Raw genomic sequence first — 15,878 nt, forward strand, 5'->3', positions numbered from 1 at the left:
CTCCGGGAGTCCCCTTATCAGGGCTTCCGGAGAGACTGGTTTGCACAATGCTGTCGTGACAGCGTTGTGTCAGTCATCGCCGATGACTGACACTATGGCGAGCGATCAGGCTCTGATCCCTTGCCCCGATTTCCTGAAATACAGCGTGAACCTTACGGCTTCTGACCGAATCCCGTCAGAGTGCCGCATCTCTCCGCACAAAATCACAGTTCATTCAGCAATGCGGACAACCGATGCCCTCCCTTCCATTTACGGAGTCAGGGCAAAACGTGGAGGTCTGCGTTTTCTCTCGGTCGCCGTTGACGCGGCTCGCAGACGTGTCGGCTTTACCTTTGGTGGCGATTCCCAGCCAAACACACTCCGACCACCATATGTATGGGACTGCGCCCTTTCAGCCGCAATATGTTCATCAAGCGATGGACCCGACACCCATTGCTCCAGACGTCGTGCCTGAGCGTCCAGCCTGCGGATGGCCTCAAGCCGTTCGTCATTTCCCAGACTGGCCTGTTCCACAGCGCCTTTCAGCATGGCGATGGTGCGGTCATACACGTCCGTCGGCACAGGAAAAGGGTGACGGTCTTTCCCACCATGCGCCATGGAAAAACGGGCGGGATCGGCAAAGCGGCAGGGCGCTCCATGCACAACCTCCGCCACCATCGCCAGTGCTTCCACGGTTCGGGCTCCCACGCCCGGCGTCAGCAGCAGATCCTGAAAGTCCTCCGGCCCACGGTCCGCCGCTGCGGCGAGAGCACCGTGCAGGCGACGGAGCATCACGTCGCCAGAGCGCACATCATGATGTTCCGGCATGACCAGATGCGGCAGCATCCCCTGCTCCGGGGCGTTCTGCTCGGCGGCTCTCAGGGCGGATACTTCACGCGCCACCCTGTCCGGCCCCAGATCACGCAGCAGGTCCAGTTGCGCGACACGACTCCTGTCGGCGCGTTTGTCCGCAAGATTGACGATATTCCCCAGCGGTTTTCCGTCAATGGCGCTGTGAGGATCAGCGACGAAGCTGGTCAGCCCTTCCGACAGCCAGTGATAACGGCGGGCATAACGGCTTTCCCCGTTCATTCCCTGCTGCACGACCACCCAGCGGCCATCATCCGCGAGAACGAAGCTGTGCAGATACAGATCAAACCCGTCCTGAACCGCGGCGCTGTCCACCTTGGCGACCAGACGACTCGCACGCGCCAGCGCTGCGCCATCCAGACCGGTCAGGTCGGCAACGGCCGTCAGCTCATCCGGCGTATTGCGGGAATGCCGTCCCCGGCCGCCGCACACATGCAGGCCCAGTTCGCCAGACAAGGGCGCCAGCCCACGTTTCAGAGCCCCCATGACACTCGTTGTAATACCGGACGAATGCCAGTCCATGCCCATGACAGCGCCGAAGGACTGGAACCAGAATGGATGGGCCAGACGCCGCAGAAATTCATCGCGTCCGTAATGATGGACAATCGCCTGTGTGATCACGGCACCCAGACTGCTCATCCGATCCGCGAGCCACTGTGGCACACGTCCGCCATGCAGCGGCATGTCGGCGCTTCCGGATCGACGCGTCATGGTCACTTCATCCTGCTTCCGTACTGTCGGGCAGGTTATCAGCTATTGATGATGTTTGATATCGCACATCAGCGACGGGATGCGTCCGACTGACGCTTCAGAGCAGCTCTGCTGACCAACGGACAGGACAGGGCCCCTCACATAAATGGCCGTCATTCCGGTCGACTGAACAGGAAATGGGACGGGTGAGAGCGAAAGACGCCTGAGGCGATCCACGCCTGTTTCAGAAACAGTTGCAGAAACACCCCCGACGAGAATCCAGACCGATTCAGGACGCTCCGGGCCGCAGCCCGGAGCGAGTGGGCAAAATCTTATTTCTTGCCCGGATAACCGGCTTCGATCTTCTGCTTCACGCTCTCAGGCAGAGCAACGTAGTCGAGCTTCTGCGCCGTGACATCGCCTGTGCGGAAAGAATGATCGAAGAACTTGTAGACAGCCGCGGCGCGACCAGCGTCTTTCGGGTTGGTCGGAACCAGAACGAACGTCGCGGAGACGATCGGCCACACGTTCTTGCCAGCGCCGTTCAGCAGATCGACAGCGAAGTGCGAGGCATGATCCCAGTCGGCCGAGGCCGCAGCGGCGGAGAAGCTGCCGAGATCAGGAGAGACGAATTCGCCGTCCTTGTCCTGAAGCTGGGCCGTCGGGATGCTGTTGCGACGGGCATAGGCATACTCGACGTAGCCGATAGCGCCCTCGGTTGCACGCACAGACGAACCAACACCGTCATTGCCACGTGCGCCAGCACCACCAGCCCACTGAACGGACGTCGCCGCGCCGACCTGATCTTTCCAGTCAGCGGACATCTTGGTCAGGTAGGATGTGAACACGAAGGTCGTGCCGGAGCCATCAGCGCGATGCACGGGCGCAATGGCGGTATCCGGCAGAGAGACACCCGGGTTGAGGGCCACGATCTTCGGGTCATTCCAGTTGGAAATCTTGCCGAGATAGATTTCTGCGAGGACTGCGCCGCTCAGCTTCAGCTGGTTGGACGCAACACCCGGAATGTTGACGATCGGCACGATACCGCCAATGACCGTCGGGAACTGATAAAGAGCGGCGGAAGCCAGCTTGCTGTCAGCCATCGGTGCGTCAGAAGCGCCGAAATCAACCGTGCGGGCCGTGACCAGATTCTGACCGGCGCTGGAACCAACGCTCTGGTAGTTCAGGGAAACGCCAATTGCCGACTTCGCGCCGTCGCCCCATGCCTGATAGATCGGCGCGGCAAAGCTTGAACCGGCGCCGGTGATGTCGGCGGCATGCGCCTGATGGACCATAACCGGTGCTGCCGTCAGCAGAAGGGCGGCAAGAAAACGGGTCTTGTTGAGCATTCCCAACTCCATTGAAATAGCGCAGCAGCCGATGGGACAGGGCTGCCGATGCATCGCTCTACCGCACGACGGCCACGAGGGAAAATGATGTCTTGATGACAATTCCTCTTCCCGGAGACTGACGTCATAAGGTCCAGACGACAGGAACGGCGTTATCCGGCCTGCAAGGACGGTCTGTGCACCGCTTCCCGCACGCAGGGCAGCCAGACTTCGCACCGCGTACCGTGCCCGATCCGGCTGGCGATATCCAGATGGCCATCATGCCGATCCACGATATGCCGGACAATCGCCAGACCCAGTCCGTAACCGGAAGCATTGCGATGTCCTTCCACCCTGTAGAACCGCTCGGTCAGACGGGGCAGATGTTCCTCGGCAATGCCGACACCGTTATCCTCCACAACAAAGGCCACGCCGGGAAGGCCACGGAGCACTTTCTGGGCGACGGAGAGCTGGATTCTCACGGCGCGTCCGTCCGCACCTGCATATTTCACAGCATTTTCAATGAGGTTCACAAGCACCCGGATGATCTGCTCCTGATCGCCGGGGACCATCACGTCGGCCGCGTCAGCATCCAGTTCGACATGCCGTGCTGCGCAAAGGCTACCCAGTTCATCGCGGACAAGCTCGACGACCTGTCTCGCATTCATGACACCACGTGGCTTGCGATGCTCAAGCATTTCCACGCGGGACAGTTCCAGCAACTGCTCGATCAGACGCTGCATCCGGTGCGCCTGCGTCGCCATGATCGTCAGAAACTGCTGCTGGGCGACCGGGTCATCGGCGGCCGGGCCACGCAGGGTTTCAATAAAACCGATCAGCGCTGTCAGCGGCGTGCGCAGTTCGTGGCTGGCATAGGCGACGAAATCTGAACGCATCCGCTCCACGGCGTCCCTGTCCGAGCAGTCCGTCAGAATGGCCAGAATGTGGGCCGGACCGATTGCCAGCAGTTCGGGAAGGAGGCGGAGATCGACCCGCACGACCCGGCGCACCGGCACGGTTAGAACGAATTCGGTGCTGGACTGGACCGTTACGCCATTGAGGTGACGCATGGATGAGAACACATCCGGGTAACGCATGATCGTGCCGAGCGCATCGCCAAACGCTTCACGCGCTTCAATATTGGCGAAGCGGGGTGCGCCATGTCCGTCCAGAAGAACCGCAGCCTGAGGAAGCAGATCAAGCACTTCCTCCAGAGACACCGAGGCGGTGCCGACCTCCTCCCTGCGCGCCCGCAGGCTGCCCGGCAGCACCCGTGAAAGGCTGCGTCCCCGCAGGAACCATCCGGCCAGTCCCCCCATCAGCCAGACAGGGAGCAGACAGGCCGCGATGCCTGCCGCCGTCATCTCCCGTCCTTTCCGGCAAACGCGGCGATGTTATTCGTCCTCGCTGTCCAGAGCGTAACCTGCTGAACGCACGGTGCGGATCAGATCCTTCTCGTCGGGACCATTGATCTCCTTGCGGAGCCGCCGGATATGCACATCCACAGTGCGGATTTCGACGTGGATGTTCTCGCCCCAGATCGAACGGAGGATCTCCTCACGTGAGAACACCCGGCCGGGACGACGCATGAAGAACTCAAGCAGACGGAATTCCGTCGGCCCAAGCTGCACGGAGCGGCCGCCGCGCTCCACACGATGCTTGACCAGATCCAGCACGATGTCCTCGAACGCCAGCGTCTCCGCCGGTGTCTGCGTCCGGCGCAGGAGCGCGCGGATACGGGCCTCAAGCGTCGCCATGCTGACGGGTTTGGTCAGATAGTCATCCGCGCCGGTCTCAAGGCCACGGATGGCGTCCGTTTCCTCGGCACGGGCCGTCAGCATGATGATGGGCAGTTCGTGCCCCCCCGGCGTGGCGCGAAAACGCCGACACAGGTCAAGACCGCTCACGCCGCCGGGCAGCATCCAGTCCAGCAGGACCAGAGCGGGACGAAAGCTGGAGAAGGCAGCCTGCGCGGCTTCGCTGTCGCCCGCAACCTCGACCCGGTATCCCTGCTTTTCCAGATTGTAGCGCAGCATGACCTGCAACGCAGGATCATCCTCCACGACAAGGATGCGTAATCCGCTGTTACCGGAGGTCTCCGACATCCTGCCCTCAGGAAGCAGCAGGATAGGAACGACCGCCGCGTGGGCGGACGGCGGGGAGCATCTCACCTGTCACGGCATAATAGACGCGTTCGGCGATGTTCGTCGTATGGTCGCCGATGCGCTCAAGATTCTTCGCCACGAACAGCAGATGGATGCAGGTGCCGATATTGCGGGGATCTTCCATCATGTAGGTCATCAGCTCACGGAACATGGCCGTGTAGAGTTCGTCGACCGCCGTGTCGGACTGCCAGACCGCGACAGCGCCATCCCGGTCCTTGGTGGTCAGGGCGTCAATGGCGCGGCGCAGGTTGTTCTGCACCAGATGACCCATGTTCCGCAGTCCGACCAGAGAGATGTTGCCTTCCGTCTCCAGCTTCATGGCGCGGCGGGCGATGGAGGAAGCATAATCGCCAATCCGCTCCAGATCGCCGGTGATCTTCAGCGCCGCGACAATGGTGCGGAGATCGACGGCCATCGGCGAGCGCAGGGCGAGAATACGAATCGCCAGAGCCTCCGCCTCCCGTTCCAGCTCGTCGACTTCCGGATCAAGCTCGGGTGGTTCCAGAGCCGCTTCCTCATCGCCATCCACGACGGCCTTGACGGCCTGTGCGGTCTGGCGCTCGACCAGACCGCCCATGCGGGCCATCAGACTGCCGAGATGCTCAAGCTCCTGCTCGTAGCTTTTGACGGTATGTGTCGATTCAGTCATCGCCCTGCTCTCCTCAGCCGAATCGGCCGGTGATGTAATCCTGCGTCCGGGTTTCTTTCGGCGCGGTGAACATCCGGTCAGTGCTGTCCATTTCCACGAGTTCACCCAGATAAAAGAACGCAACCTGATCCGCGCAGCGTGCGGCCTGCTGCATGTTGTGCGTCACGATGGCGATGGTAAACTCTTTCTTGAGTTCATCCAGAAGCTCCTCGATACGCGCCGTGGAGACAGGATCGAGCGCACTGGTCGGTTCATCAAGCAGAACCACTTCCGGTCGGGTTGCGATCGTGCGGGCAATGCAGAGACGCTGCTGCTGGCCGCCTGACAGGGCGGTCGCGGAAGCCTTCAGACGATCCTTCACCTCTGCCCACAGGGCGACGCGTCGCAGCACGTCCTCGACACGCCCGTCCATCTCGGAGCGGGAGAGCTTTTCATGCAGCTTCACGCCGAAGGCGATGTTGTCATAGATCGACATCGGAAAAGGCGTCGGCTTCTGGAAAACCATGCCCACGCGGGCGCGCAACCGGTTGAGATCGACGCCGGGACCGATGATGTTGCGCCCGTCAAAGACGACCTCGCCGGTCGCCCGCTGGCCGGGATAGAGGTCATACATCCGGTTGAGGATACGGAGCAGGGTCGACTTGCCGCAGCCGGAAGGACCGATCATCCCCGTGACCTTGCGACGGGCGAAATCCATGGAGATGTTACGAAGCGCCTTGTGCTCTCCGTAATAGAAATCGAGCCCCTTCACAGAAATGGCCGGTTTTTCCATCACAGCCTGTCCGCTGTCTGTCTGGGTGGTCATTCGTTTATGCTCCCTTGCGGCCGAAGCCGACACGGACAAGAATATTGATGATCAGGACGCCCATCGTGACCAGCAGGGCGCCGGTCCATGCGAGTTGAACCCAGTCGTCAAACGCTGAGCCCGCATACTGGTAGATGGTGACCGGAAGACTGGCCATCGGGCGGGTCAGGCTGACGGACCAGTCCAGATTCCCCAGAGACGTGAACAGCAGCGGCGCGGTTTCACCCGCCACACGGGCCACGGCCAGCAGCACGCCAGTCAGCACGCCCGTCCGCGCCGCACGCAAACAGATGAAGAGAATGACACGCCACTTGGAAGCGCCCAGCCCGATACCGGCCTCGCGCAGGGACACAGGCACCAGACGCAGCATATCTTCCGTCGTGCGGACCACGATGGGGAGCGCCAGAATGGCCAATGCCAGAGAGCCCGCAAGTCCCGAGAACTGTCCTGTCGGCACGACGACCAGCTCGTAGATGAACAGACCGATCAGAATGGACGGCGCGGACAGCAGCATGTCCGAGACGAAGCGCGTGGTGCTGGCCATCCAGCCGCGACCGTAATCGGCCAGATAGATACCGCACATCATGCCGATCGGCGCGCCGATGAGAATCGACACGGCCGTCTGGATCAGACTCCCGATGATGGCGTTCGCCAGACCGCCATTCAGTCCGGGCGATGCAGTTGAATGGGTGAATGTGATGAGCGACAGCCCACCCGCGCCGCGCACGACAAGAGTGAACAGGATCGAGCCCAGCGCGATCAGCGCCACCGCCGTCGCAAGGATGCTGAGCACGGTCGCCATCCGGTCCATAAAATGACGGCGCATCGCGAGAGAGCCGTCAACCTTCCAGCCATCACTCACGGCTGGAAGGGACTCTTGCCGGGACACTTGTTTGAGCTGCGCCATGTCAGCGCCCTTCCTTCTTGCCGGAAACACCCAGCAGAACACGGGAAATTGCCAGCGCGATGAACGACAGGCCCATCAGGATGGCGCCCAGCGCCATCAGCGCCGAGAGCTTGACGCTGCCTGCCGGACTTTCGGGAAACTCCAGCGCGATCAGGGAGGCAATGGTGTTACCCGGCGCGAACAGGGACCAGCCGATCCTGTTCGCATTGCCGATTACGAAAGTGACCGCCATCGTCTCACCCATCGCACGGCCCATGCCCAGCACGACACTGCCAACGACCGCGCTCCTGGACCAGGGCAGAATGACGCTGCGCATGACTTCCCAGCGCGTGGCTCCAAGACCGAAGCCGCTTTCCTTCAGCACTGCCGGGATGGAGGTGAACACGTCGCACATGACCGCCGTGACAAACGGCATGATCATGACGGCGAGGATCAGGCCACCCGTCATCAGTCCGGTGCCGAACGGCGCTCCCGCCACGAGCGCTTCGACAAGCGGGACATGACCGAACCAGTGATGCAGCGTGGGCTGCACATAACGGGCGATCAGAGGCACGATGACGAAGAAGCCCCACATGCCGAAGATGATCGACGGGACAGCGGCGAGGAGCTGCACGGCCATGCCGACAGCAAAGGAGACCCGGGCAGGCGCCATCTGGGTCAGCCAGAAAGCCGCACCGAAAGCCAGCGGAACCGCGACGACAAGTCCGATCAGACTTGTGACGATTGTGCCGAAGACAGGCGCGAGCGCGCCGAAATGCTGTGTGACCGGATTCCAGATGGAGGTCGTGAAGAACGACGCTCCAAAAATCTGGAACGCCTTCATCCCGCCACCTAGCATGACAAGAATGATCCCGCCGAGAAGGAGCAGGACTCCGATGCCCGCCCCTGTCACCAGCCCGCGGAAAATGGAATCACCGTCCATGCGGGACCGGGCTTCGAGCGCGTTATCCGGCTTTTGCATGCTTTCTGGTGATATCCCTGAAACCGTTCCGTCCGTCTGCACTATACCATTCATGAATCAGACGCTCCGCTTTCTGACACGGGCGACCATTACTGAACGGTCATCAACCGGGCAACCTTGGAATGCCGTAACAGTACATGACATTTTTATTGCGCGGCGCTGACGAGACCCGACCGGCTGCCTTTCCCATCTCCGCCCTGTCTCGATAAGGCGCGTTTTCCGCCATGGACACGGCGCTGCGGAAACAAGCAGGCTGGACGTGATTGTCCGCTGGTTCATTCGGATCATATGATGGCTGATCAAGCGGAAGGCCACAGGAAAGGACAGACGGTGACATATCGCAAAATCATGATGGTGGGCGCCTCGGCCCTGCTGGTCGGCGCAGTGTCCGCCTGTGCTGCGGACTCAGATGGGCAGACTGGCGGACCACCGAAGATCGGCATGGCCAATCCCGCTTCGGTCTATTGCCAGAAAATAGGCGGGCGCCTGGAATTCAGGCGTGACGCGGAGGGTGTACACGGCATCTGTCACCTGCCGGACGGCACCTCCATGGAGGAATGGGCGCTTTTCCGACGGGATCATCCCAGAGCTGAAGGAGGGAAAGCCCAATGAGCGATCATTTCAAAGCGCTGTGGGAAGAACGCTATGGAACGGATGTCCCTGCGCCGTCCGTGACGCCGGATACCGTCACGGAGAGCCTGCTGGCCCACCGTACCGTGCGCGCCTATCTGAATACGCCCCTGCCCGATGGTGCGCTGGAAGCCGCCATTGCTGCCGCACAGTCAGCCTCCACGTCCTCCAACATGCAGATATGGAGCGTGGTGGCGATCGAGGATCAGGCCCGCAGGGACAGACTGGCCGCGCTTGCAGGGAATCAGGCCCACATTCGGGAAGCGCCGCTGCTTCTGGTCTGGCTGATCGATTGCGGACGACTGAAACGGATCGGCGAGGCTGAGGGGCGTCCGACGGACAACCTTGATTATCTCGACACGTTCATGGTTGGAGCCGTGGATGCGGGCATCGCCGCGCAGAACGCCGTCGCCTCCTTCGAAGCCGTCGGCCTCGGCATCGTCTATCTCGGCGGGATGCGTAACCATAGCGAGGAAGTGGCGAGGGAACTGAATCTGCCGCCCCTGACAGCCGTGGCATTCGGTCTGAGTGTCGGTTTTCCGGACCCGGACAGACCGGCTCATATCAAGCCGCGCCTTGCACAGTCCGTCGTGTTGCATCGTGAACAGTATGATGCGAGCGGCGAGCAGGAAGCGATTACCCGCTATAACGAGGTCTATGCCGCCTTCCAGAAAACGGAAGGGCTTCCTGAGAAACGCTGGGTAGACGCAATACTGCCACGTCTCGCCTCACCAAAAGGATTGCATGGCCGGGAGCGGTTGCGTGAGGTTCTGGCGAAGCAGGGGTTTGGCCTGCGATAGGGCGCAGTGTCCATCGCTTTTTGCGTAAGGTTTGATACAGGCACAGTGAACAGACTGACAGCGAGCGGACTGCGCTGGCTGTCAGTCTGGTTGATTTGCGACCTCTGTTCGCGAAGAACTACAGCCATGCCCCTGAATGAATGACTGATACCGTGAACACTTTCTCCGTCCGTCGCCCCAGCGCGTCATACGCAAACCGCGTCATGTTCACGCCAAGACGGCTGCGCTCCTCCACCGAGGCAAGCTGGTTATCCGCACGGTAATGATAGAGGGTCTCGACACGACCGCTTGCGCCGCGCATTTCCCGCACACAGTTGCCGCAGCGGTCATACGAGAATTTCCGGTCACCGGAGAGCAGCAGACGATCGCCCGTGGCCTGTACGGATCCGCCGTTCTCACCGAGTATGTTGCCCGCAGGGTCAAAGGTAAAATATTCAGAGCCTGCGTCGCCCGACGCGCTCAGAAGACGCCCGGCGGCGTCATAGCCGTAGCGGGTCAGGCCCCCAGACGATTTGCAGATGTTCTAAATCATTTGAGAGGAGTTGTTTCGTATTTCCATTTCCATCAAAAACAATATAAATTTTTAACTTCTTAGGTGGAGAAAATATCTCTTCTGATAAATCATTCAATATATTTAATGAAACAATAAAGTCATATTTTTTTAAATAAAAAAAGTCAATAAGATTTTCAAAAATTATTAATATTTTTTTTTCTTCCAAATTATTTATAGATTCGTAAAAAGAATCTGATAAAGCATCCCAATTTAAACTATTAATAGGCGGATCTAATAAAAAATTCTCCTTTATAGCCAGAAAAAAATCACTTTTATTCTTAATATTATTAGAGATAACAATCTTAAAAACAGATCTAAAATCTTCTTCATTATAACTTTTGAAATTGTTTTTTATCATATATATCATAAATCACCTAATCTGAACGAAAGAAGGATCACCTGCGTCACCATAGTGCGTCCAAGTATAATAAAACTCGTTAGTCTGTGTATTCACAACCACTCGCCTTGGCCCAGCTCCATTTGTACTGGGATCAGGCAACACCCTGTATTCTTGATATGGAGATTGATCTCCTTGCCCACCCGGCAATTCTCCTTGATAATTCTTAAATTTAGTTCCCCATTTTACCTTTGTCGGATCATTCGGAACAGTTCCGTTATCAATATGATTTAATGTTTTTTGAACAGATTGTTCCTCTTCTGCTGGTAACGAACCAGGTGTAATCCGTGAAATATTTGGCTTTTTGCTTCCTCCCCCACAACTCCCTGCCAGTCCAAACGGATCAACCCATGTCGTCGGCGCCGCCACATACGCTGAAACATTGACGCCGCCCGCAAGACCGATCGGGTCCTGCTGGAGATACCGACCCTCGTCAGGCGCGTAATACCGGAACCGGTTGTAATAAAGGCCCGTCTCAGCATCCGCATACTGGCCCTGAAAACGGATCGGCTGTGACACCCCATCGCACGTAACACGCGCCGTCCCGCCCCACGCCTTTAGGCGCGCCTGCCAGACAATCCGGCCGTCATCGTTCGTCACCTCACGTGGTGTGCCAAGATGGTCCAGATGGTAGTGACACACCGCCCCAGCGCGGATCAGCGCCAGAGGACGGAACGTGCCCGGTTCGTGCAGATACACCGTCGCAAGAGGCTGATCGTCCAGACCCTCCGCCAGCAGCACGTTGCCAGACCACAGAAAACGGGTATGCACCATCTGCACCGGAGCAGAAACAGCATCGTTCGCCGCAACAGGCCCGTGCGCCGTGAACACTTTCTCCGTCCGCCGCCCCAGCGCGTCATACGCAAACCGCGTCATCTTCACGCCAAGACGGCTGCGCTCCTCCACCGAAGCAAGCTGGAGGGTTCTAAAAACCTCTTGGTATTGAGGCCTACGCTGTGATTCCATTTTTCTGGTTCTGGTTGGAGGAATGGCGCTATGAAACAGGCGGGATTTTTTGACGTTGAAGAGCGGCTTGCTCGGTTAAGCGGTCTTGGCGACCAGCTTGAAGCGTTTTCCCGGACTGTGGATTTTGAGGTGTTCCGCCCGGAACTGGACAAGGCACTGGCCTATTCAGACGGGAGCAAAGGCGGGCGTCCACCGTTTGATCCGGTGCTGATGTTCAAGATCCTGGTGATCCAGACACTCAACAATCTGTCCGATGAACGGACGGAATACCTGATCAACGACCGTCTCTCCTTCATGCGCTTTTTAGGTCTGGGGCTGTCGGACCGTGTACCTGATGCCAGAACGGTATGGCTGTTTCGAGAGCGTCTGACCCAGGCTGGTGCGATTGGTGGTCTGTTCAATCGCTTTGACGCAACCCTGCGTAACGCTGGTTATCTGCCGATGTCAGGCCAGATCCTGGATGCCACGCTGGTAGCGGCTCCGAAGCAGCGCAATACCAATGCGGAGAAGGCGGATCTGCGTGAAGGACGGATCCCTCAGGACTGGCAGGACAAGCCGTCAAAGCTGTCCCACAAGGACAGGCATGCGCGCTGGACCCTGAAGTTCACGAAAGCGAAGCGACAGGAGGACGGGAGTATCCCTGCAACAGATCTGGCCATCCCGTTCTTTGGCTATAAATCGCACATCTCCATCGACCGGAAATTTCGGCTGATCCGCAAATGGAAGACGACAGATGCCGCCGCCAGTGATGGCGCGCGATTGAGGGAGGGCCTGCTTGATAAAAGCAATACAGCTTCAACGGTCTGGGCAGACACAGCCTACCGCTCAAAAGCCAATGAGGACTTCATGGAAAAGCAGGGCTTTGTCTCGAAGGTTCACAGGAAAAAGCCGCATCTCAAGCCTATGCCACGCCATATCCAGAGATCCAACGCAGGAAAGTCCGTTATCCGGTCGCGTGTCGAGCATGTCTTTGCCGATCAGAAATCACAGACGGGGCTGTTCGTCCGAACCGTAGGCATAACGCGGGCCACCATGAGGGTCGGGCTGGCCAATATCGTCTATAATATGCGCCGCTTTCTCCTCTTGGAGCGGATTAACGCCGCCGCGTAGCAATCCAGAGCAGGAAACCATCGCTCTGCTCAAAACCCAGAGTAAAAGTTAGACCAGGGAAGCAGCAGTCAACACGCTAAAAACCTGAAATCAGGCACAAGAGAAGTCAATCAAAGGTTTTTCGAACCCTCCAGCTGGTTATCCGCACGGTAATGATAGAGGGTCTCAACACGACCGCCTGCGCCGCGCACTTCCCGCACACGGTTGCCGCAGCGGTCATACGAGAATTTCCGATCGCCGGAGAACAGCAGGCGGTCACCCGTGGCCTGTCCGGACCCACCGTTCTCGCCGAGTATGTTGCCCGCAGGGTCAAAGGCAAAATATTCCAAGCCCGCGTCGCCCGACGCGCTCAGAAGACGCCCGGCGGCGTCATAGCCGTAGCGGGTCAGGCCCCCGAGATGGTCGGAAAGGCCGTCAGTTGATCCGCGGCATCCTATTCGTAGCCGCGTTCCGTGATGAAGTCGCCGTTCCAGCTGCTTCCTGACTGGCGCAGAAGACGACCCTGAGGGGCGTAATCCGAACAGGTGGTGACAGCGCCTGCCGTCTGGCTGATCTCGCGACCCAGAACGTCCCCACTGAAGGAAGCGACTGTCTGCCCATCAAAGGTAACGCCGGACAGGGTGTCGCGTTCGTCCTATACGGTCTCGGTCCGACGAGACCATCCGGGAGAATCATCGCCACAGACCGGCAGAGAGATCGAGAATATCTTGGAAGGTGTTCAGGGATTGCTTCACGATTTTCGTCTATCACGGCAATACAGCGAAGTTAACCGACAAAACACATAACAGTTCAGCCTTTTCCGTTTTTCAGTCTGGCGGAATAGCTGTGTCCGAAATGAATATTTATTCTTTCGATCAGAAATCTAATCTGAACATTTTGAAAACTCGCCCCAGAAAATGAAACGACAAAAAAATCCCGAAGCATTCATACAGATAAGACAGAAGAGAAAAAATATCTTCAATTTCTTCAAAAATAAAAATGCAAATATATTTAAACTATATATAATCTATACGAAAATAAAATCATCAACCTGATCCTGAGTGAGACACGATAACTTCGTTTTCACCTAACACCATCATGAGCGTAAGACTGGCGCTTCGGCAATACAGAAAAACTGAAAACAAAATCCTCTGGAAGACGTCAGCATAGTTCAGAGAGTCTATTTAAATGACGTCCATCCTTATCTGTAATTTCCAGATGCAGGAAAAACCAACACCTTTACTGCATTCGCAGAAGATAAGACACCAGTCGAAATCTTCTTCAATAGCCTGAAGCAATCGCAAATCGCGTCTGGAAATCTGAATCCACGCGATACGCAGGCAATGGCGACAGACTGAAGAGTGATAAATCCAGCAGCGAACGCGCGTCTGCGAAGACGTTTTCCCTGCCGGATCACATTACGCTTTTGCAGATTTATCATAAAACAGAGAGGAAAGCACAGACGCGGGGTAAAAGGCGTGATCCTGTTACGCTACGCGGCAGCGATTTTCCTCTCTGAATATGATCTCAATCATGCATTCAGGACGTCAGCCATATCCACTGTGTCATGAACCGCATAAGGGCCTCCCGCGACAATCTGGATCGCAAGCTGCGTAAAGACTCCACTCACGCGACCTTCAAGCGGGAGCAAGGCATCTCCGCTGGTCCAGCGCGTCTCTCCAGCATCCACAGAACACCAGCCTGAAAGGATTTCCTGTTGGCGATAGGACGAAAGCACATGCGGTTTACCGTCATCGAACAGCTTGATCTGTACGACCGCCACCCCCATGAGACGACGGTCATCCAGAAATGGCCCGACGACATCACATGGCCGACTGACACGGGAAACAATCCGCACCGACTTGACGCCAGCAGGAAGCCTGAACGTCGTGTAACCGTCGACCTGTCGTGATTCACGAATTACATGGCCGTTATCGGTAACGAGATGAAGCCCGGGGTCCTGCGTCAGGGACACCTGTTTCTGCCGCGGCAGATAGCCGCACGCTTCCGCACGCGCTTCAATCCGACGAAAAATCGGCTCGACAAACGCCATATCTGTTTTCAGTGGCGCAGCCGCGTCACGCTCCCAGAGCAGACCCGTTCCACCGATCCGTGACATACCGGCGATCTGCCGAAATGAGTGACGGTTGCCAGTATCCAGATAGCTTTCCGTAAGCGTTCCATTGGCTTCGATAATGGCGTGCTCTTCTGTTTCGATATGATAGTAATCATACGACAGAATGGATTTGTCGTAGAAAATCGACGTGCCGTTGACCAGCATACGTACCGGAACGAACGCACCTTCCTGAAAAAGGCAGTGTTCAGCGGTTACGAGCATGTCCTGCGCGGGAACGCCTTCTGCAATGGCGTTTTGCAGCACGCGCACCGGATAACCCGCAACATCATCATGGTCGGACGAGCGCACGACAGCATGGGATTTACCCACCCACACCACGCGGACGGGCGCAGCCGGTGCGCCCTCACCTGAATAGGCGCGAAGCAGAGCGCCTTCCTGAACATCCTCGACAGGAAGCTCACCATCGACAGTTGAAATCATGGTGCCAGCAAGGAAGCAGGCTGTGATTTCGTAATAATCTCCAGTTTTCGGGACGATGTCCGTAAGATTTTTCTGAACGTAATGCGACCCGGACTCAATGGATGGTCCCAGATTCAGAAAGTCACCGACCACACGGAAGGATATGTTCCTGCCATCCGTGGTTTCGTAGTTGATGATCGTTATGTTGGTATTCGCATTATAGACCGCACTGGAATCAGGCGAGATATTTCCAGCAGAAATCTCAATACTAAAATTGGAGTTATTGTTCTGGTTAATATAAACTTGGGTTCCGGACGATGCCTGGGTTATGGAATCAAGATATATTGTCGTGCCAGAGGCGTTTACATTGATATAGTTTGTGCCGTTTTTACTGAACGTACTACCACCAGTATAAAGGGAAGCACCTTGTGAATTGAGACTATATACAGCCATGACGCGCACATCCCCATCAAGGAGTTAATTTTTTCCTATTGTATTAATTATCAATGAAGATAGAAAGGTTTTATTTTACAAATTAACCAAAAATTTATGA

16 protein-coding genes are annotated in these 15,878 nt (G+C 57.2%); 4 read left to right on the top strand and 12 right to left on the bottom strand.

The genetic code is table 11. The features are described 5' to 3' along the window. Nucleotides 1–249: 249 nt before the first annotated feature. The 8 genes from LKE90_RS10905 to pstC form a co-directional block, all read right to left on the bottom strand. Entirely contained in the window at nt 250–1,560 is a 1,311-nt protein-coding gene (locus tag LKE90_RS10905) for a DUF763 domain-containing protein (protein WP_291492356.1), read from the bottom strand. A 311-nt stretch (nt 1,561–1,871) separates the two neighbouring features. Further along, a complete protein-coding gene (gene pstS, locus LKE90_RS10910; RefSeq protein WP_291492358.1) occupies nt 1,872–2,888 on the bottom strand; it encodes a phosphate ABC transporter substrate-binding protein PstS in 1,017 nt (338 codons plus the stop codon). Nucleotides 2,889–3,040: 152 nt separating this feature from the next. Beyond that, a complete protein-coding gene (locus tag LKE90_RS10915) occupies nt 3,041–4,231 on the bottom strand; it encodes a sensor histidine kinase (RefSeq protein WP_291492359.1) in 1,191 nt (396 codons plus the stop codon). Nucleotides 4,232–4,261: 30 nt separating this feature from the next. Then, nucleotides 4,262–4,972 (bottom strand): phosphate regulon transcriptional regulator PhoB, encoded by a 711-nt coding sequence (gene phoB, locus LKE90_RS10920; RefSeq protein WP_291492361.1) that lies wholly within the window; start codon nt 4,970–4,972, stop codon nt 4,262–4,264. Between the two features lie 7 nt (nt 4,973–4,979). Continuing rightward, the gene (phoU, locus tag LKE90_RS10925; protein WP_291492363.1) at nt 4,980–5,681 is read right to left on the bottom strand and encodes a phosphate signaling complex protein PhoU; all 702 of its coding nucleotides are present in this window, start codon (nt 5,679–5,681) and stop codon (nt 4,980–4,982) included. A gap of 13 nt (nt 5,682–5,694) precedes the next feature. Beyond that, on the bottom strand, nt 5,695–6,453 hold the full coding sequence (pstB, locus tag LKE90_RS10930) for a phosphate ABC transporter ATP-binding protein PstB (protein ID WP_407066072.1): 759 nt from the start codon (nt 6,451–6,453) through the stop codon (nt 5,695–5,697). A 37-nt stretch (nt 6,454–6,490) separates the two neighbouring features. Next, on the bottom strand, nt 6,491–7,312 hold the full coding sequence (gene pstA, locus LKE90_RS10935; protein WP_291492394.1) for a phosphate ABC transporter permease PstA: 822 nt from the start codon (nt 7,310–7,312) through the stop codon (nt 6,491–6,493). Between the two features lie 82 nt (nt 7,313–7,394). Then, on the bottom strand, nt 7,395–8,354 hold the full coding sequence (gene pstC / locus LKE90_RS10940) for a phosphate ABC transporter permease subunit PstC (RefSeq protein ID WP_291492367.1): 960 nt from the start codon (nt 8,352–8,354) through the stop codon (nt 7,395–7,397). A gap of 330 nt (nt 8,355–8,684) precedes the next feature. Here pstC and LKE90_RS10945 point away from each other — a divergent pair, with 330 nt between their 5' ends. Both LKE90_RS10945 and LKE90_RS10950 read left to right on the top strand, forming a co-directional pair. Continuing rightward, nucleotides 8,685–8,966, top strand: a complete 282-nt coding sequence (locus LKE90_RS10945; protein WP_291492368.1) for a putative hemolysin — start codon at nt 8,685–8,687, stop codon at nt 8,964–8,966. Next, nucleotides 8,963–9,784: an NADPH-dependent oxidoreductase gene (locus LKE90_RS10950; RefSeq protein ID WP_291492370.1), complete on the top strand. Its 822-nt coding sequence runs from the start codon at nt 8,963–8,965 to the stop codon at nt 9,782–9,784. Before LKE90_RS10945 ends, LKE90_RS10950 begins: the two co-directional genes overlap by 4 nt. A 118-nt stretch (nt 9,785–9,902) precedes the next feature. Here the strand turns inward: LKE90_RS10950 and LKE90_RS10955 are convergent, their stop codons facing one another. The 3 genes from LKE90_RS10955 to LKE90_RS10965 all read right to left on the bottom strand — a co-directional run bounded on the left by LKE90_RS10955 (nt 9,903) and on the right by LKE90_RS10965 (nt 11,700). Beyond that, nucleotides 9,903–10,085 (bottom strand): hypothetical protein, encoded by a 183-nt coding sequence (locus LKE90_RS10955; protein ID WP_291492372.1) that lies wholly within the window; start codon nt 10,083–10,085, stop codon nt 9,903–9,905. A gap of 178 nt (nt 10,086–10,263) precedes the next feature. Continuing rightward, the gene (locus LKE90_RS10960) at nt 10,264–10,695 is read right to left on the bottom strand and encodes a barstar family protein (RefSeq protein ID WP_291492374.1); all 432 of its coding nucleotides are present in this window, start codon (nt 10,693–10,695) and stop codon (nt 10,264–10,266) included. A 12-nt stretch (nt 10,696–10,707) separates the two neighbouring features. Continuing rightward, nucleotides 10,708–11,700, bottom strand: coding sequence for an RHS repeat-associated core domain-containing protein (locus tag LKE90_RS10965; protein WP_291501462.1), 993 nt, complete (start codon nt 11,698–11,700; stop codon nt 10,708–10,710). 30 nt (nt 11,701–11,730) lie between these two features. Here LKE90_RS10965 and LKE90_RS10970 point away from each other — a divergent pair, with 30 nt between their 5' ends. Both LKE90_RS10970 and LKE90_RS10975 read left to right on the top strand, forming a co-directional pair. Next, nucleotides 11,731–12,810, top strand: coding sequence for an IS5 family transposase (locus tag LKE90_RS10970; RefSeq protein ID WP_011252003.1), 1,080 nt, complete (start codon nt 11,731–11,733; stop codon nt 12,808–12,810). Between the two features lie 152 nt (nt 12,811–12,962). Next, nucleotides 12,963–13,232, top strand: a complete 270-nt coding sequence (locus LKE90_RS10975) for a hypothetical protein (RefSeq protein WP_291493333.1) — start codon at nt 12,963–12,965, stop codon at nt 13,230–13,232. A 1,088-nt stretch (nt 13,233–14,320) separates the two neighbouring features. Here LKE90_RS10975 and LKE90_RS10980 read toward each other — a convergent pair. Continuing rightward, nucleotides 14,321–15,478: a Hint domain-containing protein gene (locus tag LKE90_RS10980; protein ID WP_291493335.1), complete on the bottom strand. Its 1,158-nt coding sequence runs from the start codon at nt 15,476–15,478 to the stop codon at nt 14,321–14,323. Between the last annotated feature and the right edge of the window lie 400 nt (nt 15,479–15,878).

This window comes from Acetobacter sp., from assembly GCF_022483985.1.
GTDB lineage: Bacteria > Pseudomonadota > Alphaproteobacteria > Acetobacterales > Acetobacteraceae > Acetobacter.